Source organism: Streptomyces sp. NPDC032126, assembly GCF_055580085.1.
In genome coordinates this window covers 1,777,440-1,802,982 of record NZ_JBVIMA010000001.1, presented here as the reverse complement: position 1 = coordinate 1,802,982, position 25,543 = coordinate 1,777,440, and the positions used below count along the sequence as shown (strand labels likewise).

Annotated in this window: 20 protein-coding genes and 1 pseudogene; 7 read left to right on the top strand and 14 right to left on the bottom strand. The window is 70.0% G+C overall.

The window, feature by feature from the left end; all coding sequences use genetic code 11:
• Nucleotides 1-407 precede the first annotated feature (407 nt).
• The 3 genes from ACZ5NW_RS07600 to ACZ5NW_RS07590 all read right to left on the bottom strand — a co-directional run bounded on the left by ACZ5NW_RS07600 (nt 408) and on the right by ACZ5NW_RS07590 (nt 4,932).
• Entirely contained in the window at nt 408-1,784 is a 1,377-nt protein-coding gene (locus tag ACZ5NW_RS07600) for a glycoside hydrolase family 43 protein (RefSeq protein ID WP_468742788.1), read from the bottom strand.
• Between the two features lie 89 nt (nt 1,785-1,873).
• Nucleotides 1,874-3,442: an alpha-L-arabinofuranosidase B gene (locus tag ACZ5NW_RS07595; protein WP_468742787.1), complete on the bottom strand. Its 1,569-nt coding sequence runs from the start codon at nt 3,440-3,442 to the stop codon at nt 1,874-1,876.
• Between the two features lie 62 nt (nt 3,443-3,504).
• Nucleotides 3,505-4,932: a glycoside hydrolase family 43 protein gene (locus tag ACZ5NW_RS07590; protein WP_468742786.1), complete on the bottom strand. Its 1,428-nt coding sequence runs from the start codon at nt 4,930-4,932 to the stop codon at nt 3,505-3,507.
• A 645-nt stretch (nt 4,933-5,577) separates the two neighbouring features.
• On the opposite strand from ACZ5NW_RS07590, the gene ACZ5NW_RS07585 reads away from it, so the two are divergent.
• Nucleotides 5,578-7,881: a beta-L-arabinofuranosidase domain-containing protein gene (locus ACZ5NW_RS07585; protein WP_468742785.1), complete on the top strand. Its 2,304-nt coding sequence runs from the start codon at nt 5,578-5,580 to the stop codon at nt 7,879-7,881.
• A gap of 112 nt (nt 7,882-7,993) precedes the next feature.
• Here ACZ5NW_RS07585 and ACZ5NW_RS07580 read toward each other — a convergent pair.
• Both ACZ5NW_RS07580 and ACZ5NW_RS07575 read right to left on the bottom strand, forming a co-directional pair.
• Nucleotides 7,994-8,131, bottom strand: a pseudogene (locus tag ACZ5NW_RS07580) (hydroxyurea phosphotransferase); the annotation flags it as partial.
• Nucleotides 8,132-8,169: 38 nt separating this feature from the next.
• Nucleotides 8,170-8,442: a hypothetical protein gene (locus ACZ5NW_RS07575; protein WP_468742784.1), complete on the bottom strand. Its 273-nt coding sequence runs from the start codon at nt 8,440-8,442 to the stop codon at nt 8,170-8,172.
• Between the two features lie 1,377 nt (nt 8,443-9,819).
• Here ACZ5NW_RS07575 and ACZ5NW_RS07570 point away from each other — a divergent pair.
• From ACZ5NW_RS07570 to ACZ5NW_RS07555, 4 genes are all read left to right on the top strand, one after another.
• Complete coding sequence (locus tag ACZ5NW_RS07570; RefSeq protein WP_468742783.1) at nt 9,820-10,980, top strand: PLP-dependent cysteine synthase family protein; 1,161 nt, start codon at nt 9,820-9,822, stop codon at nt 10,978-10,980.
• Nucleotides 10,980-12,278 (top strand): MFS transporter, encoded by a 1,299-nt coding sequence (locus ACZ5NW_RS07565; RefSeq protein WP_468742782.1) that lies wholly within the window; start codon nt 10,980-10,982, stop codon nt 12,276-12,278. Before ACZ5NW_RS07570 ends, ACZ5NW_RS07565 begins: the two co-directional genes overlap by 1 nt.
• Before the next feature lie 81 nt (nt 12,279-12,359).
• Nucleotides 12,360-12,569, top strand: a complete 210-nt coding sequence (locus tag ACZ5NW_RS07560) for a hypothetical protein (RefSeq protein WP_468742781.1) — start codon at nt 12,360-12,362, stop codon at nt 12,567-12,569.
• Nucleotides 12,570-12,710: 141 nt separating this feature from the next.
• Nucleotides 12,711-13,628 carry an NADP-dependent oxidoreductase gene (locus tag ACZ5NW_RS07555; protein ID WP_468742780.1) on the top strand — a complete coding sequence of 306 codons (918 nt, stop codon included), beginning with the start codon at nt 12,711-12,713 and terminating at the stop codon, nt 13,626-13,628.
• A gap of 57 nt (nt 13,629-13,685) precedes the next feature.
• Here ACZ5NW_RS07555 and ACZ5NW_RS07550 read toward each other — a convergent pair whose 3' ends face one another.
• From ACZ5NW_RS07550 to ACZ5NW_RS07530, 5 genes are read right to left on the bottom strand one after another with little or no spacing between them, the layout of a single operon-like run.
• The gene (locus ACZ5NW_RS07550) at nt 13,686-14,144 is read right to left on the bottom strand and encodes an SRPBCC family protein (protein WP_468742779.1); all 459 of its coding nucleotides are present in this window, start codon (nt 14,142-14,144) and stop codon (nt 13,686-13,688) included.
• A 58-nt stretch (nt 14,145-14,202) separates the two neighbouring features.
• Nucleotides 14,203-15,804 carry a hypothetical protein gene (locus ACZ5NW_RS07545; protein ID WP_468742778.1) on the bottom strand — a complete coding sequence of 534 codons (1,602 nt, stop codon included), beginning with the start codon at nt 15,802-15,804 and terminating at the stop codon, nt 14,203-14,205.
• A gap of 37 nt (nt 15,805-15,841) precedes the next feature.
• Nucleotides 15,842-17,398 (bottom strand): serine/threonine-protein kinase, encoded by a 1,557-nt coding sequence (locus tag ACZ5NW_RS07540; protein ID WP_468742777.1) that lies wholly within the window; start codon nt 17,396-17,398, stop codon nt 15,842-15,844.
• Nucleotides 17,395-19,170: an FHA domain-containing protein gene (locus ACZ5NW_RS07535; RefSeq protein WP_468742776.1), complete on the bottom strand. Its 1,776-nt coding sequence runs from the start codon at nt 19,168-19,170 to the stop codon at nt 17,395-17,397. Before ACZ5NW_RS07535 ends, ACZ5NW_RS07540 begins: the two co-directional genes overlap by 4 nt.
• 8 nt (nt 19,171-19,178) lie before the next feature.
• Entirely contained in the window at nt 19,179-19,397 is a 219-nt protein-coding gene (locus ACZ5NW_RS07530; protein WP_468742775.1) for a hypothetical protein, read from the bottom strand.
• Between the two features lie 129 nt (nt 19,398-19,526).
• Between ACZ5NW_RS07530 and ACZ5NW_RS07525 the strand changes: the two genes are divergently transcribed.
• Nucleotides 19,527-20,903: a hypothetical protein gene (locus ACZ5NW_RS07525; protein WP_468742774.1), complete on the top strand. Its 1,377-nt coding sequence runs from the start codon at nt 19,527-19,529 to the stop codon at nt 20,901-20,903.
• Between the two features lie 157 nt (nt 20,904-21,060).
• On the opposite strand, the gene ACZ5NW_RS07520 is transcribed toward ACZ5NW_RS07525, so the two are convergent.
• The 4 genes from ACZ5NW_RS07520 to ACZ5NW_RS07505 all read right to left on the bottom strand — a co-directional run bounded on the left by ACZ5NW_RS07520 (nt 21,061) and on the right by ACZ5NW_RS07505 (nt 24,310).
• Entirely contained in the window at nt 21,061-21,456 is a 396-nt protein-coding gene (locus tag ACZ5NW_RS07520) for a VOC family protein (protein ID WP_468742773.1), read from the bottom strand.
• A gap of 129 nt (nt 21,457-21,585) precedes the next feature.
• The gene (locus ACZ5NW_RS07515; RefSeq protein WP_468742772.1) at nt 21,586-22,245 is read right to left on the bottom strand and encodes a DUF1707 SHOCT-like domain-containing protein; all 660 of its coding nucleotides are present in this window, start codon (nt 22,243-22,245) and stop codon (nt 21,586-21,588) included.
• A gap of 152 nt (nt 22,246-22,397) precedes the next feature.
• Complete coding sequence (locus tag ACZ5NW_RS07510; RefSeq protein WP_468742771.1) at nt 22,398-23,102, bottom strand: response regulator; 705 nt, start codon at nt 23,100-23,102, stop codon at nt 22,398-22,400.
• A gap of 29 nt (nt 23,103-23,131) precedes the next feature.
• Nucleotides 23,132-24,310, bottom strand: coding sequence for a sensor histidine kinase (locus ACZ5NW_RS07505; RefSeq protein WP_468742770.1), 1,179 nt, complete (start codon nt 24,308-24,310; stop codon nt 23,132-23,134).
• Nucleotides 24,311-24,783: 473 nt separating this feature from the next.
• Here ACZ5NW_RS07505 and ACZ5NW_RS07500 point away from each other — a divergent pair, with 473 nt between their 5' ends.
• Nucleotides 24,784-25,500 (top strand): DUF4232 domain-containing protein, encoded by a 717-nt coding sequence (locus ACZ5NW_RS07500; protein WP_468742769.1) that lies wholly within the window; start codon nt 24,784-24,786, stop codon nt 25,498-25,500.
• Nucleotides 25,501-25,543 lie beyond the last annotated feature (43 nt).

Below are 25,543 nucleotides of genomic sequence, written 5' to 3'. Positions count from 1 at the left end.
CGGTGACGCGGGAGGAGGGAGGCGGAGCGCCCCGTGAGGCTGCCGTGAGCCTAGAGAGCGGCTCCTGTCACCCTTCTCTCCGCATGCGGCCCCGTCCGGATGGTCGCCGGACGGGACCGCGCGCCCCGACCTACTCCGGGCTCGGGATGTCCCCGGCGTAGTGCATCTGGACGCCCGGCTCGACGCCCTCCTGCTCGTGGGGTGTTCACCTTGTAGCGGCAGTGCACGCCCGGCGTGTTGGGGTGCGGCAGATGGATCTGGCCGACGCCCTCGGACATCGTGCCGGTGTCGCCCCGGTGCGGGCCGCTCATCACGTAGCGAATCGAATCGCGACAGCCGCGGCGCTCGCGTTGCTGGTCACTCGAACCGAAAGCGGGTCGGGTGACAGGCGAGGGTAAGCGCCGAGCTCAGTACCAGACGGAGAACGTGGCGTCGGCTCTGCCGGTGGTCGTGGAGATCGGGTCGATGCGCAGCGCGTAGTTGAAATGCCTGATGTAGCGGTCCGGGTAGTTGTGGGAGCGGAACGACGACCACGAAGGGTCGGCGAGGCCGGACGTCTTGTGGAAGGTGGCGTCCTGGGCGAACTTCGCGGTGCCGTCGTTGGTGTCCAGTCGCAGCTGGAAGTAGGAGTGCCGCAGATAGCGGGTCGGGTCGGTGACGGACTGGAAGGAGACGCCGGAGGGGTCGGCCAGTCCCGGCACCAGCTTCCATTGCGAGTCGGTGTAGGGGTCGAAGGGGTAGGGGTCGATGCGGCCGAGGGAGTCGACCTGCCGCCAGTATCTGTCCGGGAAGTTGTAGGACTTCAGCCGGTTCCAGGCCGGCCTTCCCCACGTGGCGACCATGTTGTCGTACACCGTCTGGGGAATCTGCTTGATGTCGGCGTGCTTGGAGTTCAACGGCTGGGTGTAGACGCGCCGGTCGGTGGCGGTCCAGGTACCGGTGGAGAGGTCGTTGGTCTGGTAGGCGTAGAAGAGCGCGTTGGCGTCGCCCCACAGGTACCAGGTGCCGGCGGCCTGGGCGAGTATCGGGCCCTCGATGCCTCCCTGCGGCGCCAGGCCCGAGGTGAACTGGGTGAAGCTGCCGGGGGCGAGGGAGGTGGACTTCGCTCCCACCAGGCTGTTGTGGCCTTTGTAGTACAGGTAGTTGACGCCGTTCACGTCCTTGGCCAGGGTGCCGTCGATGATGTCGTAGCCCGGGTCGAAGAAGACCTGCGGTGCCGTCACCGTCTGGAAGTCGGTGGTGTAGTTCACCATGATCACGTTGTGGCCACTGCTGTTGACGGCCGAGTAGGTGATGGCGTACTGGCTGCGGGAGGGGTCCCAGAAGGCGTCGGGCGCCCAGGTGTGGGTGGCCATGTCGTGCAGTTTCAGCAGACGGTAGTTGTCGAAGGAGCGCAGGTCGGCGGAGTCCCAGACATGGATGTACGGGCTCTTCTTGGTCCAGTCGGTGCCCTTCAGGTTGGTCGCCATGACGACGTAGGTGCCGTCCTGCTTGGGCAGGATGAAGGGGTCGCGCAGACCGCCGTCGCCGGCGGTCGGGGTCACGACGGGGTTGTTCTGGTTCAGCGGCATCCATTGCAGCGCGTCGGTGCTGACCGCGAGGTGCAGGCCGTAGTCCGTGCCGAGGTTTCTCGGTGACTGGGTGAAGTAGGCCATAACGAAGGGGGAGGCCGTCGCGGCGCTCGCGGACCGGCTGCCGAGGGTCAGCACGCCGGTCAGGGACAGCGGCACGGCCGCGGCCATGCCGAGGAACAGCCGGCGCGACGGGAGGGGTGTTGCGCTCATCCGGTACCTCCGGGGCGTAGGAAGGTGCGGGCGGATCGAGAACCCGTGGGCGGCCCCGGCCCGGAGCCGCCCACGGGTTCGGTCCCTCGTCAGTTCCAGGGAGCCGCGGTGAGCCAGCTCGTGTCCTGGGCCCATGACTGCGTGTTGTCCCAGGCGTTGGTGCCGCCGTTGGCGGCGATGTAGGCCGTGTAGTTGTAGTGGCGGAGGTACTTGGTCGGGAAGTTGGCGGACTGGAATGAGGTGCCGACGCCGCTGTTGCCCGGGGTGGGGCAGAAGGTGGCGTCCTGCGCGAACGCGCTGCCGCCGTCGTCCGTGTTCAGGTAGAGCTGGTAGTTGAAGTGGCGCAGGAACTGGCCAGGCTTGTCGGCGGACTCGAAGGACCGGCAGGAGGTGTTGGCCAGTCCGGCGCGGACGATCCAGGTGGCGTTGGCCTTGTCGGTGGCCGAACTGGCGGAGTTGATGCTGGAGATGACGACCTTGGTGTCGGCGCTGTTGTGGCGCAGGTAGTGGGAGGTGCAGCAGGGCGAGGTGGTGGCCTGCAGGGAGATCCGGGAGCCGGGGGTGAGGGTTCCGGTGCTGGTCGAGCCGCTGTTGTAGCCGGCGGCGGTGATGTTGGCCTGGACGGCGTTCTCAGTGGCGTCCGAGGGGTAGCCCTGGGTCATGACGCCTTCGTAGAAGGTGCCTTGGCCGGTGTTGCTGTTGTCGCCGCCGATGCCGAGGATGATCGCGCCCTGCTTCTTCATCGGGTTGTAGCCGGTGTCGTTGGGGCGCACGCCGTCGTAGAAGGTGGACAGGCCGCCCGACTGGGCGTTGCCGCCGCGGATGGCCCAGTGGTTCGGGCCGCCCTTGACGATGGCAGTCGTGAACCGGTGGTTGATGGTCGGGTCACCCGCGTTGAGGCCGCGGTTGACCCCGGAGAACAGGCCGTTCTCCAGGTCGGCCATGATCCAGGGGCCGTTGCCGCTGCCCCAGCCCCACCCCTTGCTGGTGCCGAAGTAGATGGCCTCCATGGTGCCGTTGCCGTCGTCGTTGCCGGTCGTCTCGGCGTTGCCGTAGTCGAAGCAGCAGCCGCCGTTGACGTGCGTGCCGTCGAAGATGGCGTACATGCCCTCGGGCTGGTCGCCGGTGGCGATGCCATTGGTGTTGTTGTTGCGGTAGCCGGTGCCGGGGGCCACGTAGACGCCGTACGCCTTGTGCCCGCCGACCGTGACCGGCGCCTCGAAGGCGTTGGCCGCGTTGTCGTTCCCGTTCTCCGCCGGACCGGGCCAGTGGCCCTTGAGCGCCCGGGAGATGTCGTTGTGCTTGGGCGACTGGTCGTAGATGACGGTGATGACACAGCTGGTGTTCGCGCAGAAGGAGTCCTGCTGCGCGGCGTCGGCGTAGCCGCCCGCGCTCAGCAGTCCGATGTCCTTGGTCGCGTTGTCGGAGGCGCGCTTGACCTGGTACAGCGGGCCGTTGTACGTCCCGTACAGGGCGCGGGTGGTGCTGTGCGCGGCGACGCAAGGGGTGTTGCCGGCGGCGTAGATGTCGCACGGCCCCTGGGTGGCGGCCTGTGAAGGGGCGGCCATGGCGGTGAGCAGGCCGGCGGCGAGGGCGGCGGTGGCACCGGCCGCCAGCAGTGCGCGTCTGGCGCGGTGCATCCACTGTTTTTTGATCATGAAGAACTCCTACGCAGAGTGGAGTGGGAGGTGAGGTGGAACTCCCGGCTGAGGCGCTCGGGTCAGTTCGTCACGCGGAAGGTGGCGTCACTGCGGGCGGTCGCGGTGGTGATCGGGTCGAGGCGCAGTTGGTAGGCGTAGTGGCGGATGTAGCGGTCGGGGAAGTTGTACGACTGGAACGACGACCAGGTGGCGTCGGCGAGGCCGGCGACCTTGCGGAAGGTGGCGTCCGCGGCGAACCGGCTGCTGCCGTCGTTGAGGACGAGCTGGAAGTCGTAGTTGGCGTGGCGCAGGAAGTAGCCCGGGTAGTTGACCGACTCGAAGGAGACGGTGCCGGTGCCCGCCAGGCCGGGCCGGAGCCGGAACTGGGAGTCCTCGACGGGGCTGACGTTCGGATCGATGCGCACGTCGAAGTCGAGCTGGCGCACGTACCGGTCCTGGAAGTTGTACGACTGGAGCCGCTGCGCGGGGGTGTTGGGCCAGCGGGCGAGCACGCGGCTCTCCTCGCCAGCCGTGAGGGTCATGATCGCGCCGTGCCGCTTGGCGGTGCCGCCCATGTCGTAGCTGGTCGTCGGCTGCAGCCGGTAGGTGCTGACGTCGAACGGGTTGGTCGTCAGGATCGGCCTGTACTCGCGTACGCCCTGCGGGTTGTTGTAGTCGATGTAGAGGGCCCACTCATTGCGGTCCCTGAACTTCATCCAGACCGGGCCTTCGACCACGTTGCCGGTGAGGCCGATGCTGGAGAGGTTGCCGAGGTTGGTCCACGACCCGAGGATCGAGTTGCTGCCCTCGACGTTGTTCTGGCCGTCACCGGAGACGCGCAGGTAGCGGTAAGGGCCGGTACCCACGGGCACCTCGGTCATCTGGGTGTCGACGACCGGGGTGCTGCCGGGCGGGTCGATCCAGATCTGCGGGGTGGTGATGGTGCGGAAGTCCTTGGTGCGGGCGGAGTAGATGCGGTACTTGAAGACGCCGTTCACCGTGGCGTTCGTCGCCCAGTACAGGACGTAGTCGTTGGTCTCGGGGTTCCAGATCGCCTCCGGCGCCCACGCGTTCTTTCCGCCGGGGATCAGTCCGGCGGCGCCGAGCAGCCACGGCTTCGACCAGGTCACCAGGTCCGTCGACTCCCACACCACGAAGTTGGGGCTGCCGTTTTCGTAGGTCGAGCCGCAGCGGACGCACAGGTCGGTCGCGATGATCCAGTACTTGCTGCCGTCAGCAGAGCGCACCAGTGCGGGGTCGCGCACGCCCTTCGTGCCGATCTTCGAGTTGAGGATCGGCGCTCCGCCGTTGAGGTCGTTCCAGTGCAGGCCGTCCGTGCTGTGCGCGAGGTACAGCATCTGACCGGTCGCGGAGTCGCCAGTGAAGTGCACCATCAGGTAGCCGGGGTCGGCGGCGGCCGCCCGCTGGGGTGTGGTGAGGGCTTGGCCCGTGAAGAGGAGGCAGACGGCGAGCAGTATCACCGTCAGCCGGGCGCGGAGCGCAGACATCGGATCTCCTGTCGGGTGCGGGTGCTATCGCCGAGCGATCGGGGGAGCTGGGTTGCGGGGGAACTTGGTCTCGGAATGGGCGGGACAGGACCCGGACACCCGCGCCGGCCGGAAGGGGGATCCGAACGACGGCGTTTCACCGCTTCGCCCAGGGCCACGTGGTGACGGCGGGTCAGAGCGCGCGAGCACGTGCGTCCGCCCAAGTGGGGCGGATTGCGGCACGGGCCGGCTGTCTGTGCTGCTCAGCGCCCGTGAAGGCGTTTGAGGTGGGCGGCGCTTCGGCCGGAGGCCTTGATAGTCAACTCCCTGTCCGATCAGGCGCGTTGGACGATATATCGAACACTGTTCGCGAAATCGAGCAGAGGCTAAGTCGGGAAAAGAGAGCGCGTCAACACATCCGACACATCCGATTAACCGAACGTACAAATGAGCGATCCGATACTCCCCCGGCCCCCCGGTCCGGCTCCTACGGCCCCGACAGCCGGAAAGAATTTTGTCTGCACACGGCTAGACAGAGGCAACGTCCGTATCCCTTAATCCATCCCATGTGTCACCGAAGACCCGTGTTCCATATGTCGGACAACGTTTGAACAGTCGAACCACGTGAGGTCCCAGCAGTCGCTCTGCCGTCTCGAAAGGCTCAAGATGTCTCCCTCCGTCAGCAGGCGTCGTCTCCTGCAACTGGCCGGGGCCACCGTGGCCGCCTCAACCACCGGATCGTTCCTCGGCGCGTCTTCCGCCCAAGCGGCCATCGCCCCCGCGAGGACCGACATCGGGGTCTTGGCGCATCCCTTCGAACTCGGCCAGGTCCGGCTCACCGCGAGCCGATGGCTGGACAACCAGAACCGCACCCTGAACTACCTGCGGTTCATCGATGTCGACCGGCTGCTGTACAACTTCCGCGCCACCCACAAGCTGTCCACCAACGGCGCGGCCGCCAACGGCGGTTGGGACGCGCCGAACTTCGGCTTCCGCACCCACATCCAGGGGCACTTCCTCACGGCATGGGCACAGTCGTACGCCGTGACCGGGGACACCACCTGCCGGGACAAGGCCACCTACATGGTCGCGGAACTGGCCAAGTGCCAGGCCAACAACAGCGCCGCCGGTTTCAACGCCGGATACCTCTCCGGCTACCCCGAGTCCAACTTCACTGCCCTTGAGCAGGGAACCAGTGGCGAGGTGCTCTACTACACGATCCACAAGACCCTCACCGGCCTGCTGGACGTATGGCGCCACATCGGCAGCACACAAGCCCGGGACGTGCTCCTCGCCCTGGCCGGTTGGGTCGACTGGCGCACCGGCCGGCTGACCACCCAGCAGATGCAGACCATGCTGCGTGTCGAGTTCGGCGGCATGAACGCCGTGCTGACCGATCTCTACCAGCAGACGGGCGACGCGCGGTGGCTCACCGTCGCCCAGCGCTTCGACCACGCCGCGGTGTTCGACCCCCTGGCGGCCAACCAGGACCAACTCAACGGAATCCACGCCAACACCCAGGTCCCCAAGTGGATCGGTGCCGCCCGGGAGTACAAGGCCACCGGCACCACCCGCTACCGCGACATCGCCACCAACGCCTGGAACATCACCGTCAACGCGCACACCTACGCCATCGGCGGCAACAGCCAGGCGGAGCACTTCCGCGCCCCGAACGCCATCGCCGGCTACCTGACCAACGACACGTGCGAAAGCTGCAACACCATCAACATGCTCACCCTCACCCGGGAGCTGTTCACGCTCGACCCGAACCGCGTCGCGCTGTTCGACTACTACGAGCGGGCGTGGCTCAACCAGATCATCGGCCAGCAGAACCCGTCCGACAACCACGGCCACGTCACCTACTTCACCCCCCTCAAGCCAGGAGGCCGGCGCGGTGTCGGCCCGGCGCTGGGCGGCGGCACCTGGAGCACCGACTACGGCACCTTCTGGTGCTGCCAGGGCACGGGCCTGGAGATGCACACCAGGCTGATGGACTCCATCTACTTCCACGACGACACCACGCTGACCGTGAACATGTTCGTGCCGTCGGTGCTCACCTGGACGCAGCGCGGTATCACCGTCACCCAGACGACGACCTTCCCCGTCAGCGACACGACGACCCTTCAGGTCACCGGCAGCGTCAGCGGAACGTGGGCGATGCGCATCCGGATACCGAGCTGGACCACCGGGGCCACCATCAGCGTCAACGGCGTCGCGCAGAACATCACCACCACGCCCGGCAGTTACGCCACCCTCAACCGCTCGTGGACCTCCGGCGACACGGTCACCGTCCGCCTGCCCATGCGGATCGGCGTCCAACCGGCCAACGACAACGCGAACGTCGCCGCGATCACCTACGGCCCGGTCGTCCTCGCGGGCAACTACGGTGACTCCACACTCAGTGCCCTCCCCGCGCTGACCCCGTCCTCGATCAAACGGACCAGCAGCAATTCACTCGCCTTCACCGCCACCTCCAGCGGCTCCACCGTCAACCTGGGCCCGTTCTACGACGCGCACGGCTTCAACTACACCGTCTACTGGAACACCAACGGCACCACCGTCCGTCTCGTCAACGCGAGCAGCGGTCTCCTGCTGGGCATCCAGAACATGTCCACGGCCAACGGCGGCCGCGCGCTGCAATGGACGGACAACGGCACCGCCGACCACAACTGGGAAATGATCACGGACGGAAACGCGGTCCGCTTCCGCAACGCCAACAGCGGCAAGGTGCTCGGCGTCCTGAACATGGACACAGCAGACGGCGCGACCGTTCTGCAGTGGGACGACAACGGCACCGCCGACCACAAATGGACCCTGCTCGACCAGGGCGACGGGACCTACAAGATCCGCAACGTGAACAGCGGCAAGCTGCTCGCCATCGCGGGCAACTCCACCGCCATCGGCGCGTTCGCGGTCCAGGACGCGGACGACGGCACGGCCGACAACCGCTGGCGCATCGTGCAGAACTAGCGCACCGGACAAAGCTTGTGGCGGTGCCTCTCGGACCCGCCACAAGCGGCTTCCGGTGCACGGTCTCGTCGTGGCCTCTCAACGGGGCCGGGAATGGCGGTGACCGCGTACGGGCGATGTCACCGAGGGTTCGCAGTTCCTGCGGCGCGGGGACGGAGACCAACCGCGCCTGGAGTTGGGTGAGGACGGTTGTCGCGACGTCGTCGTCCTCGATCGAGGCCAGGGTGCGGGCACCGTCCAGCCTCTCCAGCTCGCGGGCCGGTGGTGTGGAGCAGGGCAGCCGATCTGTCAGGGCATCGGGCGGACAGCGTTGAGTGCGCGACTTGTACATGGCCGGGGAGTTGGGCGGTACCACAGCAGCAGCGTCGGGGCGTTCCGGCGCCGTCCGCGCTCCTGAAGCACGTCAGCTGCTGCCATGAGCAGACAGAGCCCCGTGAAGAGGATGAACGGTGCCAGGTAATACTTCTTCGGCACCGTGATCGAGTCGGCGATGACACTGACCGCGACCTCGCCGGTCACCGCGATCAGTGCGCTGGCGGCATAGCCCCGGACCCGGCTCATTGGCCTCACCCCCGTCTTCTGGCTCCTGAAGGCGGCCGGGCACACTCGCCGCAGCAAACAAGCCATCCGTCTGACCAATTAACCCAGGGTTGCGGAACTGGCGGTCGATCACTGCCGGCGAGCCGCTAGGATCACGGCATGGTTACGGCTTGGTCGCCTTGGCGTATCGTCAGGACCCGTTCTGGTGCGGGTCCTCTGCTGCGCGCGCTGGCCCTGGCCGTACTTCTGTCCGGCTTCCTCGGGGCGCACGGTATCCACGTGGAGAGTGTCCACGGACACCGCTCCACCAGCGCAACCACCCCCGCCGCACTGCCGGTCGATGGCGTGCGGCACGCAGTCGGCGAGCCCGCACGCCTGTTCGCCACTGACGCGGAAGCGGACCCGGACGCTGACGCGGACGATCATCATGGCGACCATGGGACGTCACACCCTGGCGAGCATTGCCCGTCCGGACAACCTCAACAGGGTTCTGCCTTGGTGTCGCCCTGCTTTGCAGCGTCGGTTCGCGAATCGACCAGTTCCTACGGCGCCTCAACCGTGCGTGGGCCGGCCCCTGGTGGGTTCATGGACGGTGCGTCTCCCGTAGCGCTGAGAGCGGTCGCTGTGGTGCAGCAGGTCTAGGAGCAAGGACTCCTCCAGCTGGCCGACCAGTTGTCACCGGTTCGGCTGGCATCGCGCGACGAGCGTCCTGTCCCGTGCTCATGATGGGTTGTCACGTTCGTCGAAACTGTCCTGCCCTCACCCATGTCTGCGCCACCCTCCGCCCTTACCGGATATGTGGCAGCAGCGCGGAGGACCTGTGCCGACATATTCCCGTACGCACGCGCACCCCCCAGGGGCCTTATACGGCTCGCCCTCATGGCGCCGACTGGTCTGGGCGATTCACGGCGCTTTCGTCATGGCGCTCATTCTGTGCGCCCTCGTGCATGGCGCGTCTGACGAGACGCATGCGTCCGCGTCCGTGCCGACCGGCTTCTCGGCGATCGCTGCGGGCGGGGACTCTCATGACCCCCACGCTCCGCACACTCCCCACGGGGACGAGGACTGTGCGGCGAATGTGATCGTGCGTACCGTGGCTCAGTCGAGTGAGGATCTTCCGCTCGGCGCGCTGATCGTCGTCGCATTCCTCGCTGTGTCCCTGTCGCTGGGACACCCCCTCGTACGGCAGGAATCTCGCAGACGTCGCAGCGCACACTCGGGTCGCGCGGCGCTCGCCCGAACATCGCGGTGGCGGATCTAGAGCACCCGCTCGCAGCCGACACGCTTCCCGGCTGCCGCGTGCCCATGCCCGGGCGCGGACCCTCGGTCTGCCTCATGGCATGACACGCGAGATGAACCCACACCCGGTATTCATCGAGCGAGAGTGAACACACAGACATGCAGTCATTGACCAAGGCCGCAGTCGACCCGAGCCGGTCCGCCCTGTCCGGCCGGTCCACCCTGTCCGGCCTGGTAGGCAAGACCCCGCTGCTGCGGGTGTCCGAGCCGCTGGCCCCGGCAGGACGTGGCTTCTGGGCGAAGCTCGAAGGGTTCAACCCCGGCGGCATCAAGGACCGTCCGGCGCTGCACATGGTGGAGCGGGCCCGCGCGCGGGGTGACCTGCGGCCCGGCGGACGGATCATCGAGTCCACCAGCGGGACCCTGGGTCTCGGGCTGGCGCTGGCCGGGATGGTGTACGGCCACCCGGTCACCCTGGTCACCGACCCAGGGCTGGAGTTGTCCATGACCCGGTTGCTCACTGCGTACGGTGCCCAGGTCAACGTCGTCTCGGAGCCGCATCCCACGGGCGGCTGGCAACAGGCCCGCCGCGAACGCGTGCAGCGGCTGCTGGAGCAGCATCCGGAGTCGTGGTGCCCGGACCAGTACAACAACCCCGACAACGTCGCCGCCTACACCCCGCTGGCCCTCGAACTCGGCTCCGAGCTGGGTCACATCGACGTCCTGGTGTGCAGTGTCGGCACCGGCGGCCACTCCGCCGGCGTCTCCCGGGTGCTGCGCCAGCTCTACCCGGAGTTGACCGTGGTGGGTGTGGACACGACCGGTTCGACGATCTTCGGCCAGCCCGCCCGGCCTCGTCTGATGCGCGGACTGGGCTCCAGCATCTATCCCCGCAACGTCGCCTACGAGCAGTTCTCCGAGGTCCACTGGGTCGCCCCGCACGAAGCCGTGTGGACATGCCGCCAACTGGCCGCCTCCCACTACGCCACCGGCGGATGGAGCGTCGGGGCGGTCGCGCTGGTGGCCGGCTGGCTGGCCCGGACGATGCCCGCCGACGCACGGATCGTCGCGATCTTCCCCGACGGCCCGCAGCGATACCTGGGAACCGTCTACGACGACGACTACTGCTCCGCACACGGCCTGCTGGACTCACCACCGGCGCCCGAACCGGAGCTGATCGGCCGCCTGGACGAGAAGGTGGTCACCCGCTGGACCCGGTGCACCACCGTGGTCGATCCCCTCGTCCTGCGAGGCGCGAAGCACGACGTCGACGAGGCCGCCGCCGCTGCGGAGTCCGACTCCTCCGAGGAGCGTCGGTGATGGGGCTGGTCACCCAGGTCCGGTCGTACGAGCGCAGTGTCCAGCTGCTGATGGTGAACCAGTTCACCATCAACGTCGGCTTCTACATGCTGATGCCGTATCTGGCCGCTCACCTGTCCGGAACGCTGGGACTGGCCGGCTGGGTCGTGGGACTCGTCCTGGGCGTACGGAACTTCAGCCAGCAAGGCATGTTCCTGGTTGGCGGGACGCTCGCCGACAGGATCGGCTACAAGCCGATGATCGTCGCCGGGTGTGTGCTGCGTACTCTCGGCTTCGCGACGCTCGGGCTGGTGGACTCGCTGCCCGCGCTGCTGGCCGCGTCCGCGGCCACCGGGCTGGCCGGGGCGCTGTTCAATCCGGCCGTACGGGCGTATCTCGCGGCCGACGCGGGAGAGCGCAGGGTCGAGGCTTTCGCCCTGTTCAACGTGTTCTACCAGGCCGGGATCCTGCTGGGCCCCCTCGTCGGTATGGTGTTGACCGGGGTCGATTTCCGTGTCACCTGCTTGGTGGCGGCCGGGATCTTCGCCCTGTTGAGCCTCGTACAGATCCGCGCGTTGCCCGCCCGGCGGGCCGAGGACGCCGAGCCGCAGGAGCGCGACGGTGGTCAGGGCGTCCTCGCCCAGTGGCGTGGCATCCTCGCCAACCGGCCGTTCGTCCTGTTCTCCGTCGCCATGATCGGCTCGTACGTCCTGTCCTTCCAGGTCTATCTGGCGCTGCCGCTGGAGGTACGCAGGCTCGGTGGCGACGGGGAGTTCGGCACGGCGGCGGTCGCGGTGCTCTTCGCGGTCTCCGGGCTGAGCACGATTCTCGGCCAGTCGCGGCTGACGGCGTGGTGCAAGGCGCGCTACGAGCCCGGGCAGGCGCTGGTGCGCGGGCTGGTGGCGATGGGCCTGGCCTTCGTGCCCCTGCTGCTGGCCACCGCCGTGCCGGTACCGGAGTCCGGGATCGGGCTGTGGCTGCTCGCGGCCGTGCCGCCGACGCTGGCCGCGTTGCTGCTGGCCGTCGGAACGATGATCGCCTACCCGTTCGAGATGGACACCATCGTCCGCCTCTCCGGTGACCGCCTCGTCGCCACCCACTACGGGCTGTACAACACGATCTGCGGCATCGGCATCACCGTCGGGAACCTCGGCACGGGCGCCGCGCTCGACGCCGCCCGCGCGGCCGGGATGCCCGCCCTGCCGTGGATCACGCTGTGCGCGCTGGGCCTGGCGTGCGCGGCCGCTCTGTACGGCCTGCACCGCACCGGCCGACTGGCGGCGCGGCCCGCTTCCGAGCCGCTCACCGCGACCGTCTGATCCACCGGCCCTCCGGCCCAGGGGTGGGGCACCGCGCGGTGCCCCACCCCTGCTGGGCCTGCCTATCACCGGGAGCTTTCGATGCCCGCCCCTGTCGTTTCCCTGCCCCGGCCGAGCCCATTGCGGCTCCGGCCCTTCCGCGCGGTGCGCTACGACACGGACCGCAGGGCGCCGCCCGCGAACTGGGGCGCCGGCTTCGACGCGGCCGGAGTGCTGTTGCCCCGCAAGTCCACATCGTTCGGTCCCAAGCCGACGGCCGGTCTGGCGATGCGCGTGCTGGGCCTGTCGTAGCGCCGCTCCAGTGATCTCGGGAATACGGATCCGCGTTTGATCTCTGAACTGGTGGCACGGTCCGCGCCGGTCCTCTGGCGCGCGGCCGTACGAGCCTTGTGCCTTGTGCCTTGTCCGAGCGAGAGAGTGCGGTGACACGCGATGCAGGCGGTGCGTTTTCACGAGTACGGCGGGATCGATGTGCTGCGGGTGGAGGAAGTGGAGCGGCCGGTTCCCGGTCCCGGGCAGGTGCTGGTCGAGGTCCGCGCGGCAGGTATCCAACCCGGCGAGGCGCACATCCGCGCGGGGGCGCTGCACGAACGCTGGCCGGCGGTGTTCCCCTCCGGGCAGGGCAGCGATCTGGCCGGTGTCGTGGTGGAGACAGGCCCGCACGTGCGGGGTTTTACCGTGGGTGACGAGGTGTTGGGCTTCACTCACCGGCGGGCCAGTCATGCGCAGTTCGTCGTCGTCGACGACGTGAACCTGGTCTCCCGTCCGGCCGGATTGGCCTGGGACGTGGCCGGGGCCCTGTACGTGGCCGGCACGACCGCCTATGCCGGCGTGTTCGCGGTGGACCCCGGCCCGGACGACACGGTCGTCGTCTCCGGCGCGGCGGGCGGCGTCGGGTCACTTGCCGTACAGCTCGCGCGGCGGCGCGGCGCCACGGTGATCGGACTGGCCAGCGAGCGCAACCACGCCTGGTTGAAGGATCACGGGGTCCTCCCGGTGGCATACGGGCCAGGTGTGGCCGAGCGCATCCGTCAGGCGTCGGACGGCAGGGTCGACGCGTTCATCGACACCATCGGCGAGGGCTACGTGGCACTCGCCGTGGAGCTGGGCGTGCGGCCCGAGCGCATCAACACCATCCGCGACTGGCAGGCCGCCACCAAGATCGGCGCGCGGACCTACGGAGAAGGCGCGGCCGCGTGTGCGGTCGTGCTCGGCGAACTCGCCCGGCTGGCCGCGCGCGGGGACCTGGAGGTGCCGATCGCCCGCACCTACCCGCTGCGACAGGTACGCGACGCCTTCCGCGAGCTGGAACAGCAACACACCCACGGCAAGATCGTGCTCCGACCCTAGCCAGGGCGACGCGACGACCGTACGGCCGCCCCTAGGTCCGTCCCTGGGGGCACCGTCTCAAGCCGATGCAGTCGACGAGATCAACTCTTGCAACTTGTCGAGGCCCTGAGTCCAGCCTTCCTCGTGAAGAGCGCGGCGCCGCTCGGTTGCGAAGTCACCCTGCCTCAGGATCAGTTCCGCCGACGTACCGTCGATATCGCGAAGCGACAGCGTCACGACCGTCTCGCGGTCCTCTGGATCGGGGTCCTCCCACCGGAACGTGTACGACAGGCATTCCGGAGGATCGACCTCAAGGTACTCCCCCACCAGGTAGAACAGGTCGCCTTCCGGAGGCTGCATCGCGATCCGGTAGCCGCCTCCCGGCCGGAGGTCGCTTCGCACGCTCGGGGTGGTGAACCCGTCGGGGCCCCACCACTTGGCCAGTTCCTCAGGTTGGGTCAACGCCCGGAATACGACGGAACTTGGCGCGGTGAGAACACGCTGCATGTGCAGGTGCAGTCCACCCTCGTGCGTCATCGCGAACTCTTCCCCACAAAGGCCCCGAGATCGACCACTACATCCATTTTAGTGCGCATCAAGGACAGAGGTAGGTGAAACCCGCCGTCGCCTCCATCGGGGTCCCCTGGTGGGCGATCCTCAGGCGGGCCGTGCCCTGGAAGCTGCCCGGACCGCGGACCGTCCAGCGCAGGTGCACCCTGACCTGGCGTTCACCGCGGTGGGCGGTGCGGATCAGCTCGCCCGAGTCCTGACCGTCCGCGCGCAGCCACTGGTAGGTGACGGGGCCGCCGTGTCCGTCGGTGGTGACGACACCGACCAGGTCGGCCGTCTGACCGCAGTGCAGCGGCCCGGCGGGAGCCTGGACCTGGACGGAGACGACTTCGGGGACGGGGGCTGGGCGCAGCAGCAGCCAGAGCAGGACGGCGGCGATCGCGACGACGGCGGTGGCGACGATCCAACCTCGCCGTCGGTGCCGCGAGCGGCGGGCGGCGGGAACCGCTGTCTCGGCCCGCCACCGGGCACGCAGCACGTCCTGCTCCTCCTCGGGGATCCCGGGCCCGAACCGGAGCAGGATCTCGCCGGGGTCCTCCCCCGCCACCACGGGAGGCACGGTGACACGGTTGCGCTTGCCGAGGACGGTTGCCTGGGTGTCCGGGGCGGTGGAACGCCCGGTGCGGCCGACCGTGGTGAGCTGGTCGGCGACGGCTGACGGGTGGGGTCCGGTGGCCGTCAGGGGGGCTCGCGGGTCCGTACCCGTGGTGGTGGCGCGGTCCGCCGTGACGGGTTGGCGGGTGGTGGTCGGTGCCGGGGCCTTCGGCGGCGCGAACTCCGGGGTCGACGCCGTCGCCGCGGCGCGGAGCGCGGTGCGGCGCAGGAAGTCCGCCGGGAGCGCCCCGCGTCCGGAGACGAGGGCGGCTCTGGCCGCCGCCAGCCCCTCCGCCTCGGCGATGGCGGAGCAGCGGACGAACAGATCCGCCGCGGGGGTTCCTGGCTGGGTCCAGGCGGTGCCGAGAGTGCGGGCCAGGCTGGCCCAGGCGGCGGTGGCGAGCGCATGGGGGTCGGCGTGCGGGATGGGCGGGGTGTGCGAGGTGGGCGGCGTGTCCCCCGACGCCGGTGCGGCGGCCGCGTCGTCCCGTACCGAGGCCGCATCCTCCGATACGGAGGCCGCATTCTCCGATACGGGGGCCGCATCGCCCAGCACCGTGCTCAGTTCCGCCTCCGCCAGCAGAGCGACTCCGTCCGGGTCGAGTACGACGGTGTCGGGGCCGAGCGAGTCGTGCGTCAGGCCTGCCGTGTGCAGGGCGAGGAGGGTCTGCGCGGTCTCGTTGAGGATGCTGGCCACGCTGCCCGCGTCCGGGCGAGGCCCGTCGACCGACGACAGGACGTCGGCGAGGGTGGGCGCCGGGGGCTGCGCCGTGAGCAACCACACCTCACCGGCCTCGGCCACGAGGTCGACCGTGCGGAGCAGTCCCGGCAGTTTGAGCTTCGCCATGGCGAGCACCGCGGCCGCCAGGCGCTCGCGCGTGCCCTCGGGCGCCAGCAGGGCGCGGTCGATGCGCAGCGCGCCGAGGGTGCGCTCGCCGGACCGGGCGGGGAGCAGGGCGTGCCAAGTGCCGTGGCGGGCGGGCCGTGACCAGCCGGACAGGGGCCGGCCGGCCACTGTGGTGGCTGTCGTCATGTCGATCCGTTCTCGTCGCGGTCTCGAGGGAGGCTGGTCAGCACGGCGGTGCGTCCAGGGAGGCCGTCTGGGGGCCGTTCGTCGGCGTCGGGTCGCTGCTGAGCGTGACCTTCCAGGTGCCGCGGCACGGGTGGTTGGAGAAATCGGCCTCGAAGGTGAGGTCGTACCGCGTACTCCCGGACAGGTGCTCGGCCTGGGAGCCGTACGGCTGGGCGGGTGTGTCGACGTAGTAGTTCGCGGTGACGGTCAGCGGACCGGTGCCTGTCGTGTCGACCGTCACCGCCGCGATGAGCGTGCCGGGTCTCTGTCCACGCTGCCAGGAGCCGATGGTGAGGCTCACCGTTCCGGGGCCGGCCGCGCTCGGGGACGCGGTGGCCGGCGGCTCGGCGGTCGGGGTCGCCGCCGTGGACACGGTCGGCGAGGGCGACGGGCTGTCCGTGGGCGTGATGGAGGGGGACGCGTCGACCGTGGGCGTCGGGGAGTCGGTCGGAGAGAGGGACGGGGAGGGTGAAGGGCCCGGTTTGGTGGGCGAGTCGACCGGCGAAGGCGTTGAACTCGCCACCGTCGTCGACGTCTCGTGCGGGCGGCCCGTCGCGTACGTCGTTCCGCCCGCGACGACGGCCAGCGCGGCCACCCCACCGGTCGCCACCTTCCATCCGCCGCGCTTCAGCCGGCCCAGCAGGGTGAGCGCGGTGGCGGAGCCGTCGAGCGTCGCGGTCGTCATGAAAGGGAACAACAGGGCCAGCAGCGCGGCGAGTTCGGCCAGTCGGCGGCGGCCGCGCTCCTCCCAGCCTGCGCCGTAGCCCTCCGTGGCGGACCGTTCCAGGTCGGCGAGGAATCTCTCGACGCCGGGCCGGTCCGCCGGATTCTTCGCCAGGCCCGCGCGCAGCAGCGCACGCACCGGCGCCGGTACGTCGTCCAGCGGGGCCGGGGCGCGCAGGTGCTGCAGACGCAGCGCGGCCATGTCGTCGCCGGAGAACGGCCGCCCACCGGTCAGGCACTCGAAGAACACCACCGACGCCGCGTAGACGTCGGCCGCAGGGCCGGCGGGCTCGCCGTTCCATTGCTCCGGCGCCATGTAGGCGGGCGTGCCCGCGGTCTCGGCCTCCCGGCCGCCGCGTACCGCGATGCCGAAGTCGGCGAGCGCGCTGGTGCCGTCGGCGCGGACCAGGACGTTCTCCGGTTTGTAGTCGCGGTGCACCACCCCGGCCGTATGGGCCGCGCCCAGCCCCAGCAAGGAGCCCTTGAGCAGGACGAGCGCGGCCTCGGGGCCGGTCGCTCCGTGCCGGCGCAGGAGTTGGCGCAGGCTGACGCCGTCCACCGCCTCCATCACGATGGCGGCTCCGGCGCGTGCCTCGACGTACTCGTACAGCCGCACCACGCACGGGTGCCGCAGCTCGCCGAGCAGCCGAGCCTCGGCGCGGAAGCGAGCCAGGAACTCCCGGTCGGCGCGCAGCCGTTCGCTCAGGTACTTGATGGCGACGGGCACGCCGGTCGCGGTGTGCCGGGCAAGGACGACCCGGCCGCCGGCTCCCTCGCCGAGCGTGCGGACGGTCTCGTAGCCGGGTACGGCCCAGGCCGTCTCATCGGTCATGCCGTCCCCTCCACGGGCGTGGCGATCCCGCCGCTGTACGGTACGTCCTTCGCGTCCCGCCGGCGCCGTACCCTGCGCAGCAGCCAGCGCACGGGCGCGGACCACACCGGGAAGGCGACCAGGGCGACCACGCCCGCCTCGAGCACCGTGGTCCACGGCTCGGCCAGCCGGCCCTCCAGCAGGTCGCCGATGCGCGAGCGCCAGGCCAGCAGGGCGAGGCCGAGGAAGCCGTAGGTGCCGACGACGACCGCGAGGCCGTAGGCGGCCAGGCCGGCCTGCCGGGCGCCGGGCCGTTTGCCCCCGCGCAGGTCCCGCCACATGCCCGTACGGAAGTACGCGCTCGCCTCCTCGCGCAGCCGGGGCACGCGCAGGGCGTCGGTCAGCGCCTGGTAACCGTCCAGCGGCATCAGCGGATTGAAGTTGTACAGCGTGTTCAGGTAGAGGCCGAAGGCCAGATGGTAGAGGACGGCCGAGGCGGGTCCCCCGGGCAGCAGCGCCGCGCCCGTGGCGCACCAGCCGGCGAGCGCCGCCGTGGACAGCGGCCCGGACAGCGCCACCACCACCCGTGACCAGCGGGAGCCGAACCACATGTCGCTGGTGTCCACGAACGCGAACGGCATACCCATCATGAGCAGGAACCCGCCGCGCCTGACCTTGCGGCCGTACGACTTCACGGCCAGCGCGTGCGTGAGTTCGTGGACGAGCAGCGCGCTCACATATCCGGCGGCCAGCAGGACCGGGCCCCAGACGCCCGCCCCGCCGAAGTCCAGCAGATCGTGCCGGCCCTGCGCCACGAAGAACGCGACGAGGCCGCCGACCACGGACAGCCAGGCGAACAGCACCCCGGTCCGGGTGAACAGCCGCCAGCCGAACGCCTGGTAGAGCCGGGAGACCAGCCCATCGAGGCCGGGGACGGAGACTTCCAGTTTCAGCAGCGCCCGGTACACGGCACGCGCCGCCCGCCGCCAGCCCTTCGGCCGTTCCTCCTCCGACCGACCGGGCAGGCCGCGCAGCAGCCCGGCGTCGGCGAACGCGGCGAGCGCGGACTCGATGCGGGGCAGGGCGAGTTCGCCGTAGCGTTCGGCGTAGGCGAACAGCAGATCCCGTACGGTGTTCTCGCCGTCGACGGCGTGCCACAGGAAGACCTGGCGCTCGTCCAGTTCCAGATAGCGGCCGGTACGAGTGGAACTGAGCACCCAGCGGGGTGCGCCGCGTTCGGTGGGGATCTGCTTGAGGGCCCAGCCGGAACGGCGGCGGGGGCGCGCGGTGAGCGGGCCCTGCGCCTCGGGGGCCTCCTCCGGCCCGGCCTGTCCGGCCTGTCCGGCGGTGGGCAGCTCGGTCAGCTCGGTGCCGACGACCATCGTGCGCGAGCCGATACGGGCGTCGCGAGGCTGCTCGAACACCAGGCGTACGTCGCCGACGGACAACTCGGTGCCGTCGGCGAGACCGGCCGCGCCGCCGTACAGGTCGACGCCGCCGACGGCGGTGCCGTTGAAGGAGTCCAGGTCCTCGATCCGGAAGCCCTCAGTAGTGCGGACGATACGGGCATGGCGGCGCGAGACGCTGGTGTCGGACAGGACCAGGTCGTTGTCCTCGCCCCGCCCCAGCGTGGTGACCGGGCCGGTCAGCGCGACGAGCAGCGTGGGGTCGTCGAGGCCGCGCAGCCGGGGTGCGGCGAACGAGGTCGGTGCGGCACCCCGGCGCGGGGTGCCGCAGTGCAGGCAGTACGGGAAGTCGCGCCGCACATGGATGCGGCAGACATGGCAGAGCATGCGGTGACTCAGCCCGCGCCGGAACCGCTGGCGAACGTTCCACCGTCGAAGCCCGCGTCGCCTTCCGCGGCGGGGCCCGACTCCGCCAGGTGCGTGGCGGCGTTTCCTGGGCCGGAGGCGGTCAGGCCGCCCTGGACGATGATGCCGCTGCCGCCTTCGCCCGAGGTCGGCAGGCCGCCCTGGACGATGATGTGATTACTACTGCCGCCCTCGCCCGAGGTGGGCAAGCCGCCCTGGACGATGATGCGGTTACCGCCGCCGGGCTCGCCGAAACCGCCGGGACGCCTACCGACGTTCTCCTGGCTGCCTCCGCCGCTTCCGTCACCACCACCGCCGCCGCCTTCACCGCCGCCGCCGTGGCCACGGCCGCCGCTGGGGCGGTTGGTGTTCTCCGGGTCACCGCCACCTTCACCACCGCCGCCGCCTTCACCGCCGCCGCCGTGGCCACCACCGCCACTGGGGCGGTTGGTGTTCTCCGGGTCACCGCCACCCTCACCACCGCCACCACCGCCGCCTTCACCGCCGCCGCCGTGGCCACCACCGCCGCTCGGACGGTTGGTGTTCTCCGGATCACCACCACCCTCACCACCGCCACCACCGCCGCCTTCACCACCGCCGTGGCCACCACCGCCACTGGGGCGGTTGGTGTTCTCCGGGTCGCCGCCCCCTTCGCCACCGCCACTGCCGCCACCTTCACCACCGCCGCCTTCGCCACCGTCACGGTCGTAGATGCCGCCGTGGCCGAAGTGAGCGGCATCCCCGCCGCCCTCGCCTCCGGCGCCGCCGAAGCCGCCATGGCCCCCGAGGCCGCCGAACCCGCCAGAACCGACGCCACCCTCGCCGAAACCACCGTCGCCAGGGCCGCCCGCGCCAAAGCCGCCGGTGCCAAGTCCCCCATCGCCGAGTCCATCCCCGGCACCGCCACCGAACCCACCATCGGCACCGCCACCGAGCCCGCCGTCACCGAACCCGCCGAAGCCCCCTTCGGCACCGCCGAACCCGCCGTCGCCCCCAACACCGAAGTCCCCGAAGCCGCCCTCCGCGCCACCGCCGACATGCTCCCCGAAGCCGCCGAAGTCCGAACCCGGACCGCCCTCGCCTCCGAGCCCTCCGAAGTCACCGAACCCTCCGAAGTCGCCGAAGTCCCCGACCTGGCCCGGCTCGCCGGCCACCTCGGCCGGGGACCGGTCCAGCAGGGGGCCGCCGAGCAGGCTGTGGGTGCCGGAGTCGGCAGTGTCCAGGCCGCCCGCGGCCTCCTGGCCCACCCCGTGATCCGACAGGTCGTGACCCTGGTCGACGGAAGCCGCAGCACCGGCATCGTGGTCGCCGGAGACCTGCTCCCCCGGGACGGCATGGTCGGCCGTGATGTCGTGATGGGCCAGCGCATGCGCCGCGCTTCCGAAGAACAGGGACGACTTGGACAGCCGTGGGTCGAGAGCGGCCGGTCCGCCTTCGGTGCCGGACTCGACGCGGAGGGAGCGGAGTTCGGCGACCTGGGCGGGCGACAGGCCGAATCTTCGCGCCACCTCGCCGGTGTCGCCGTCGAGTTCGGCACGGAAGGCCGGATCGACGGCCAGGCGGGTCAGGGCAGCGCGATAAGCGTCGTCGGTCATGATTCGGTCTCCGTCGGTCTGCGGGCAGTGATGCCGATCGCGGCGGAGCCGAGGATCCCCCTGGTCGGCGGCAACTGCCCTTTCCGGCCATCCCCGCCGATACCTGCAGAGACGTTATAGAGCCTTGGCCCGGACGACGCAAGATGCAGTGAGCAGGGCGGTTCACGTCCGTATGGCGTGCCGGCCGTGCCGCCGACCACCGATCAGATACAGCCACCGACCCGCCGACCCGCCCACGAAATGTCGAACAGCCGGAGCCGACCCCTGACCTGACCGTCTAGGTGGACGGAGCCAGGGTGCGCACGACATCGAACTCGTTACCCTCGGGATCGGCCATGACCACCCAGCTCTGGCCGGGGTCCTGGCCCACGTCCACCTTGGTGGCGCCGAGACCGAGCAGCCGTGTCACCTCGTCCTCGGTACTGCCGTCGATCGGGCTGACGTCGAGGTGAAGCCGGTTCTTCACGGTCTTGCCCTCGGGCACCCGGATGAACATCAGGGTCGGCGGCATCTGGCGGGCCCGGACCTCCTCGACGGTCGGTACCCAGGAGCTGATCTCGACCTTGTCCTCGCTCCGGTCGATCACCTTGAAGTCCAGGACCTCGCACCAGAAGGTCGCGAGCCTCTCCGGATCGTGGCAGTCAACGACCAACTCGGTGAACCTACTTGTCATGACGCTCCCAGATAGTGCGGACGGGGCTCAGCCTATGAACCGTCGTGCCGCCCGTCCGGCGATTCGGCGATCACTACGACCACCGCCCCCTGGAATCGGCCGACGGCCGCCCGGCCCACCATGACGGAGTCAGTCTCCTGCGGCAGGGGACGCGGGCTTGCGCAGCAGCCACTGCCCGAGGGTTCGGCGCGGGGGCCGCACGACCACGCGACCGTGGACCTTCTGACCGACCAACTCGACTCGCAGAGTGAACGGTACGTCTGGATTCCGGCCGGTCCGAACGTGCTTGATCCTGCTGTGCACCAGTTGCAGACCATCCGTATCGATCACGATGCCCGGCCCCGTGATCAGCGTCAGCGTCTTCCCCGTCATGGCCAGGTCGATCCGCAGGGTGTCGTGCGTGATCACCGCGTCGGTGAAGTCGAGCGTCACCGCGCAGAACGTCACCGCGAGGTCGAGCGTCCGCGGCACCACCCAGCGCCCCACGCGCTCGACCGGACCGCTGTGGATCTGTTCGATGCGGACTACGTCCTTGACCTCGGCGACCGTCATGCCACCCGTAGCCGATACGGGCGGCAGGTCAACGGTGAGCGCGGCCAACTCGCCCAGGGTCCGCGCCGACAGGGCGGTCTCCAGGCGCTCGTCCAACTCGTCCGCGGTCAGCAGGCCGTCCCCCGCCGCGATGCGCAGCACATCCACCACTCGGTCCCGGTCCGCGTGAGAGGCCCGGAGCTCGGGGGACGAGCCCGGGCCGGAGCCCTTCCCGCTGTGCGACACCTCTGCCGACATGCTTCCGCCCCGTCCCGTCGAACGTCGTCGAACACCTCGGCGCAACGCAGGCCCGCGGCGCAAGGAGAAGACTAACGCTATATCGCGACAGGGGTTCCGGTCGGGCGTTCATCGCGGAGAGGCTGCCTGGAAGCGAGGCCAGTCGAGAGCCATCACATGCCCCGTCCGCCCGTCCCGCCCTCCGATGGCGTCGGGTGTCCGCCGACCTGTGCGATGCCCGCCTCGTAGGCGAACACCACCGCCTGGGCGCGGCTGCGGAGGTTCAGCTTGGTCATCAGTCGGTGCAGGTGGGTCTTGACGGTGGACTCGCTGACGGACATGTGCTCGGCGATCTCCTCGTTGGCGAGGCCCTTGGCCACCCAACCGAGCACCTCGACCTCGCGTCCGGTGAGCGGGTTCGTCGCGTCGGCCTCGGTCCGGGACGGCTGCTGCTGCACGACGTGCTGTTCCACGAGGCGACGCACGCGGGCCGGGGCGACGAGGAGGTCGGCGGACAGGGTCGCCCTGACGGCGCTGAGGAGTTGCTCCGGCGGCATGTCCTTCAGCAGGAAGCCGCTGCAGCCGGCGCGCAGGGCCGCGTAGACGAACTCGTCGTCGTCGAAGGTGGTGAGGACGACGATGCGCGGAGCCGGGTCGAGGCCGAGTGCGAGGATGCGTTCGGCGGCGGCGAGGCCGCTGAGCCGGGGCATCTTGATGTCCATCAGGATCAGTTCGGGGTGGTGCTCGCGGGCCGCGGCGACGGCCTCCTCGCCGTCCGATGCCTCTACGACCGTGCCCAGCCCGTCCATCGTGCGCAGCAGGGTGACGATGCCGGAGCGGATGAGGTGCTGGTCGTCCACCACCAGGATGCGGGCCACAGCGCTCCTCGGCCTCGGGGATGTTCAGGTCACGGATCAGCCGCGGGGACGTCCGCCTTCAGAGGAAGACGGAGCCGTACCTGGAATCCACCCCCCGGGCGTGCTTCGGCGGTCAGCGAGCCGTGCCAAATCTTCGCCCGTTCCCGCATTCCGATCAAGCCGTGCCCGGATCCGTGGGCCCGGGCGGCGGGCCGTAGGGCGGTACGTGTGGGCGACAGCGCCGCTCCCTCGTCCATGACGGTCACGCGCAGCTCCTGGTCCCGGTAGTCGACGCCCACCTCGGCGGCCTGCGCCCCGGAGTGTTTGACGACGTTGGTGAGGGCTTCCTGGACGACGCGGTAGGCACACAGTTCGATCCCCGGGTGCAGGGAGCGGCGTTCTCCGGAGAAGCGGACCGTGACGCGCAGGCCGGCTGCTTCCAGACGTTCGGCGAGCGCGGGAATGCGGTCGATGCCGGCGAGCAGGTCGTCGGGCAAGGGGGCGGACGGGTCCTCCGCCACTGCCCGGCCCTCGGCGCCGGTCGCGCCGCCGAGATCGTACGTACGCAGGACGACCAGCAGCCGGCGCAGCTCGTCCAGGGCATCCCGTCCGGCCGTGGCGGCGGCACCGAGGGCCTGGTGCGCGGCGGCGGGGTCGGAGCGGAAGGTGTACTGCGCGAGTCCCGTCTGCAGGGTGACGATGGTCATGTGCTGCGAGATCGTGTCGTGGAGTTCGCGCGCGATGCGGAAACGCTCGTCGAGCACGGCGCGGCGGGCCTCCTGGCGCTGCTGCTCGTCGAGCAGGGCGGTCAGCCGCCGCAGCTCCGCGTTGCGCTGGGCTAGCCGGCGCTGGGTGAGCCCGACGGCGCAGGCGACGGCGGGCACGATCAACGCCTGCACGGCCACCACGGGCCAGGGCAGTCGGCCGCACGCTCCGCTGAGCGCGATGACCGCTGCCAGCAGCACCGCGCCGCCGGCGACCCGGCCGCGCCGTTCCCTGGCGGCGACGGAGACGAACGCGACGGCCGGGCACCAGAAGTTGAGCGAGGGCTGGTAGCCCAGCAGCAGATACCCGGCGAATCCCGTCGCGGAGACCACGAGCACGCCGAACGCACGCTTCTCCCGCAGGGCGAGTGGCAGGGCGGTCAGGAGGGTCAGCAGATAGGCCCCCGGGCCGAACGGCCGCCAGGGCGCCGGGTGGTAGAGCGCGCCGGCCAGGCAACCGGCCACGGCGAAAGCGACGGCGAGGGCCACCTGCGCCGGACGCGGGCGGAGGGCTCGCAGTTCAGGGGCCAGGCGCCGGAGGTGGTAGCTGAGGGTCCCCAACTGATCTGCCCCCACCGCGAGTTGAACGTGATCACCGGCCGGGCCGGATGACAGCCGCTGCGCATCCAGCCAGTACGCCGAGATTAGGGAGCGCGGACGCGGCAGGCATCCCACAGTAGTCCACCAGTCCCGTCAACTTCGGGCCGGATGCGTCAACCTGAGTAGTACGGCGCGAGGTGGAGGCACCTGCGAGATCGGGCGGTGGTTGGCGCGGAAGTTCAACCGTGTGTGGGACGCGGGCCCGATGGGGCGGACCGTACCTTCTGAACACACGACGCCCCGGAGGGACCACCGGCATCGCGTCCGCAGAGCCGTTCCGCATCGCGTGACGGCCGTCGTACCACCGCAGTCAGCCAACCGCACACGGGGGAACCACCATGCGCACCGCACGCCGTACCTGGAAGTCCTACGCGCTGGGAGCCGCGGCCGTCGCCGCGCTCCTGTCCAGCTCCGCCTGCGACACCGACACCGCGACCGACGACGCGCGGACAGCGCCGAGCGGCACCGCGAGCGCGACCCGGTCCGCCACGCCCGGCGGCAGCAACGGCGGCACCGGCTCCGCCACTCCCCGCACCGGCGGCGGCAGTTCGCGGGGCTCGGGCGCCGGAGCCGGGAAATCCGCAGGATCGGGCAGCACCGGCGACGACGCCGAAGGTGATGCCGGGGGCGACGGAGTCCCCGGTACCCCGTGCACCGACGACACCTTCACGATCACCGCGTCGACCTCGCCGCACGACTCGCTCCAGCACGTGCTCCTCACCGCGACCAACACCGGCGACAAGGCATGTGTCCTGGGCGGGTATCCCGCCGTGTTCTTCGAGGACGCGAAGCACCAAGCCCACCTCATGAAGTCCCAGCTCGAAGAGTTCCTGGTCCAGCCGGGCGGGAAGGCGTACGCGGGCATGCGTCTCTTCCGCGTGGACGTGCCGACGTACGCGATGAAGTCGATGGGCGTCAGCCTGCTCCCGGACGGCCACGAGCAGGACGTGCCGCTGCCCGGCGGCGCCGGCTTCGTGAACATCGACGACAGCCCTCAGGTGACGTACTGGACCGGCAGCGAGGACCTGGCTGTGAAGCAGTCGCTCGCCGAGTGATCCGCGTGGGTGGTGCGGCGGCCGAGATCGAGGTGTCAGTGGA

What these genes read in the sequence shown, in the direction of transcription:
- ACZ5NW_RS07600 (WP_468742788.1), bottom strand. Translation starts at nt 1,784, where the DNA reads ATGAGCGCAACACCCCTCCCGTCGCGCCGGCTGTTCCTCGGCATGGCC.
- ACZ5NW_RS07595 (WP_468742787.1), bottom strand. Translation starts at nt 3,442, where the DNA reads ATGATCAAAAAACAGTGGATGCACCGCGCCAGACGCGCACTGCTGGCG.
- ACZ5NW_RS07590 (WP_468742786.1), bottom strand. Translation starts at nt 4,932, where the DNA reads ATGTCTGCGCTCCGCGCCCGGCTGACGGTGATACTGCTCGCCGTCTGC.
- ACZ5NW_RS07585 (WP_468742785.1), top strand. Translation starts at nt 5,578, where the DNA reads ATGTCTCCCTCCGTCAGCAGGCGTCGTCTCCTGCAACTGGCCGGGGCC.
- ACZ5NW_RS07575 (WP_468742784.1), bottom strand. Translation starts at nt 8,442, where the DNA reads ATGAGCCGGGTCCGGGGCTATGCCGCCAGCGCACTGATCGCGGTGACC.
- ACZ5NW_RS07570 (WP_468742783.1), top strand. Translation starts at nt 9,820, where the DNA reads ATGCAGTCATTGACCAAGGCCGCAGTCGACCCGAGCCGGTCCGCCCTG.
- ACZ5NW_RS07565 (WP_468742782.1), top strand. Translation starts at nt 10,980, where the DNA reads ATGGGGCTGGTCACCCAGGTCCGGTCGTACGAGCGCAGTGTCCAGCTG.
- ACZ5NW_RS07560 (WP_468742781.1), top strand. Translation starts at nt 12,360, where the DNA reads ATGCCCGCCCCTGTCGTTTCCCTGCCCCGGCCGAGCCCATTGCGGCTC.
- ACZ5NW_RS07555 (WP_468742780.1), top strand. Translation starts at nt 12,711, where the DNA reads ATGCAGGCGGTGCGTTTTCACGAGTACGGCGGGATCGATGTGCTGCGG.
- ACZ5NW_RS07550 (WP_468742779.1), bottom strand. Translation starts at nt 14,144, where the DNA reads ATGACGCACGAGGGTGGACTGCACCTGCACATGCAGCGTGTTCTCACC.
- ACZ5NW_RS07545 (WP_468742778.1), bottom strand. Translation starts at nt 15,804, where the DNA reads ATGACGACAGCCACCACAGTGGCCGGCCGGCCCCTGTCCGGCTGGTCA.
- ACZ5NW_RS07540 (WP_468742777.1), bottom strand. Translation starts at nt 17,398, where the DNA reads ATGACCGATGAGACGGCCTGGGCCGTACCCGGCTACGAGACCGTCCGC.
- ACZ5NW_RS07535 (WP_468742776.1), bottom strand. Translation starts at nt 19,170, where the DNA reads ATGCTCTGCCATGTCTGCCGCATCCATGTGCGGCGCGACTTCCCGTAC.
- ACZ5NW_RS07520 (WP_468742773.1), bottom strand. Translation starts at nt 21,456, where the DNA reads ATGACAAGTAGGTTCACCGAGTTGGTCGTTGACTGCCACGATCCGGAG.
- ACZ5NW_RS07515 (WP_468742772.1), bottom strand. Translation starts at nt 22,245, where the DNA reads ATGTCGGCAGAGGTGTCGCACAGCGGGAAGGGCTCCGGCCCGGGCTCG.
- ACZ5NW_RS07500 (WP_468742769.1), top strand. Translation starts at nt 24,784, where the DNA reads ATGCGCACCGCACGCCGTACCTGGAAGTCCTACGCGCTGGGAGCCGCG.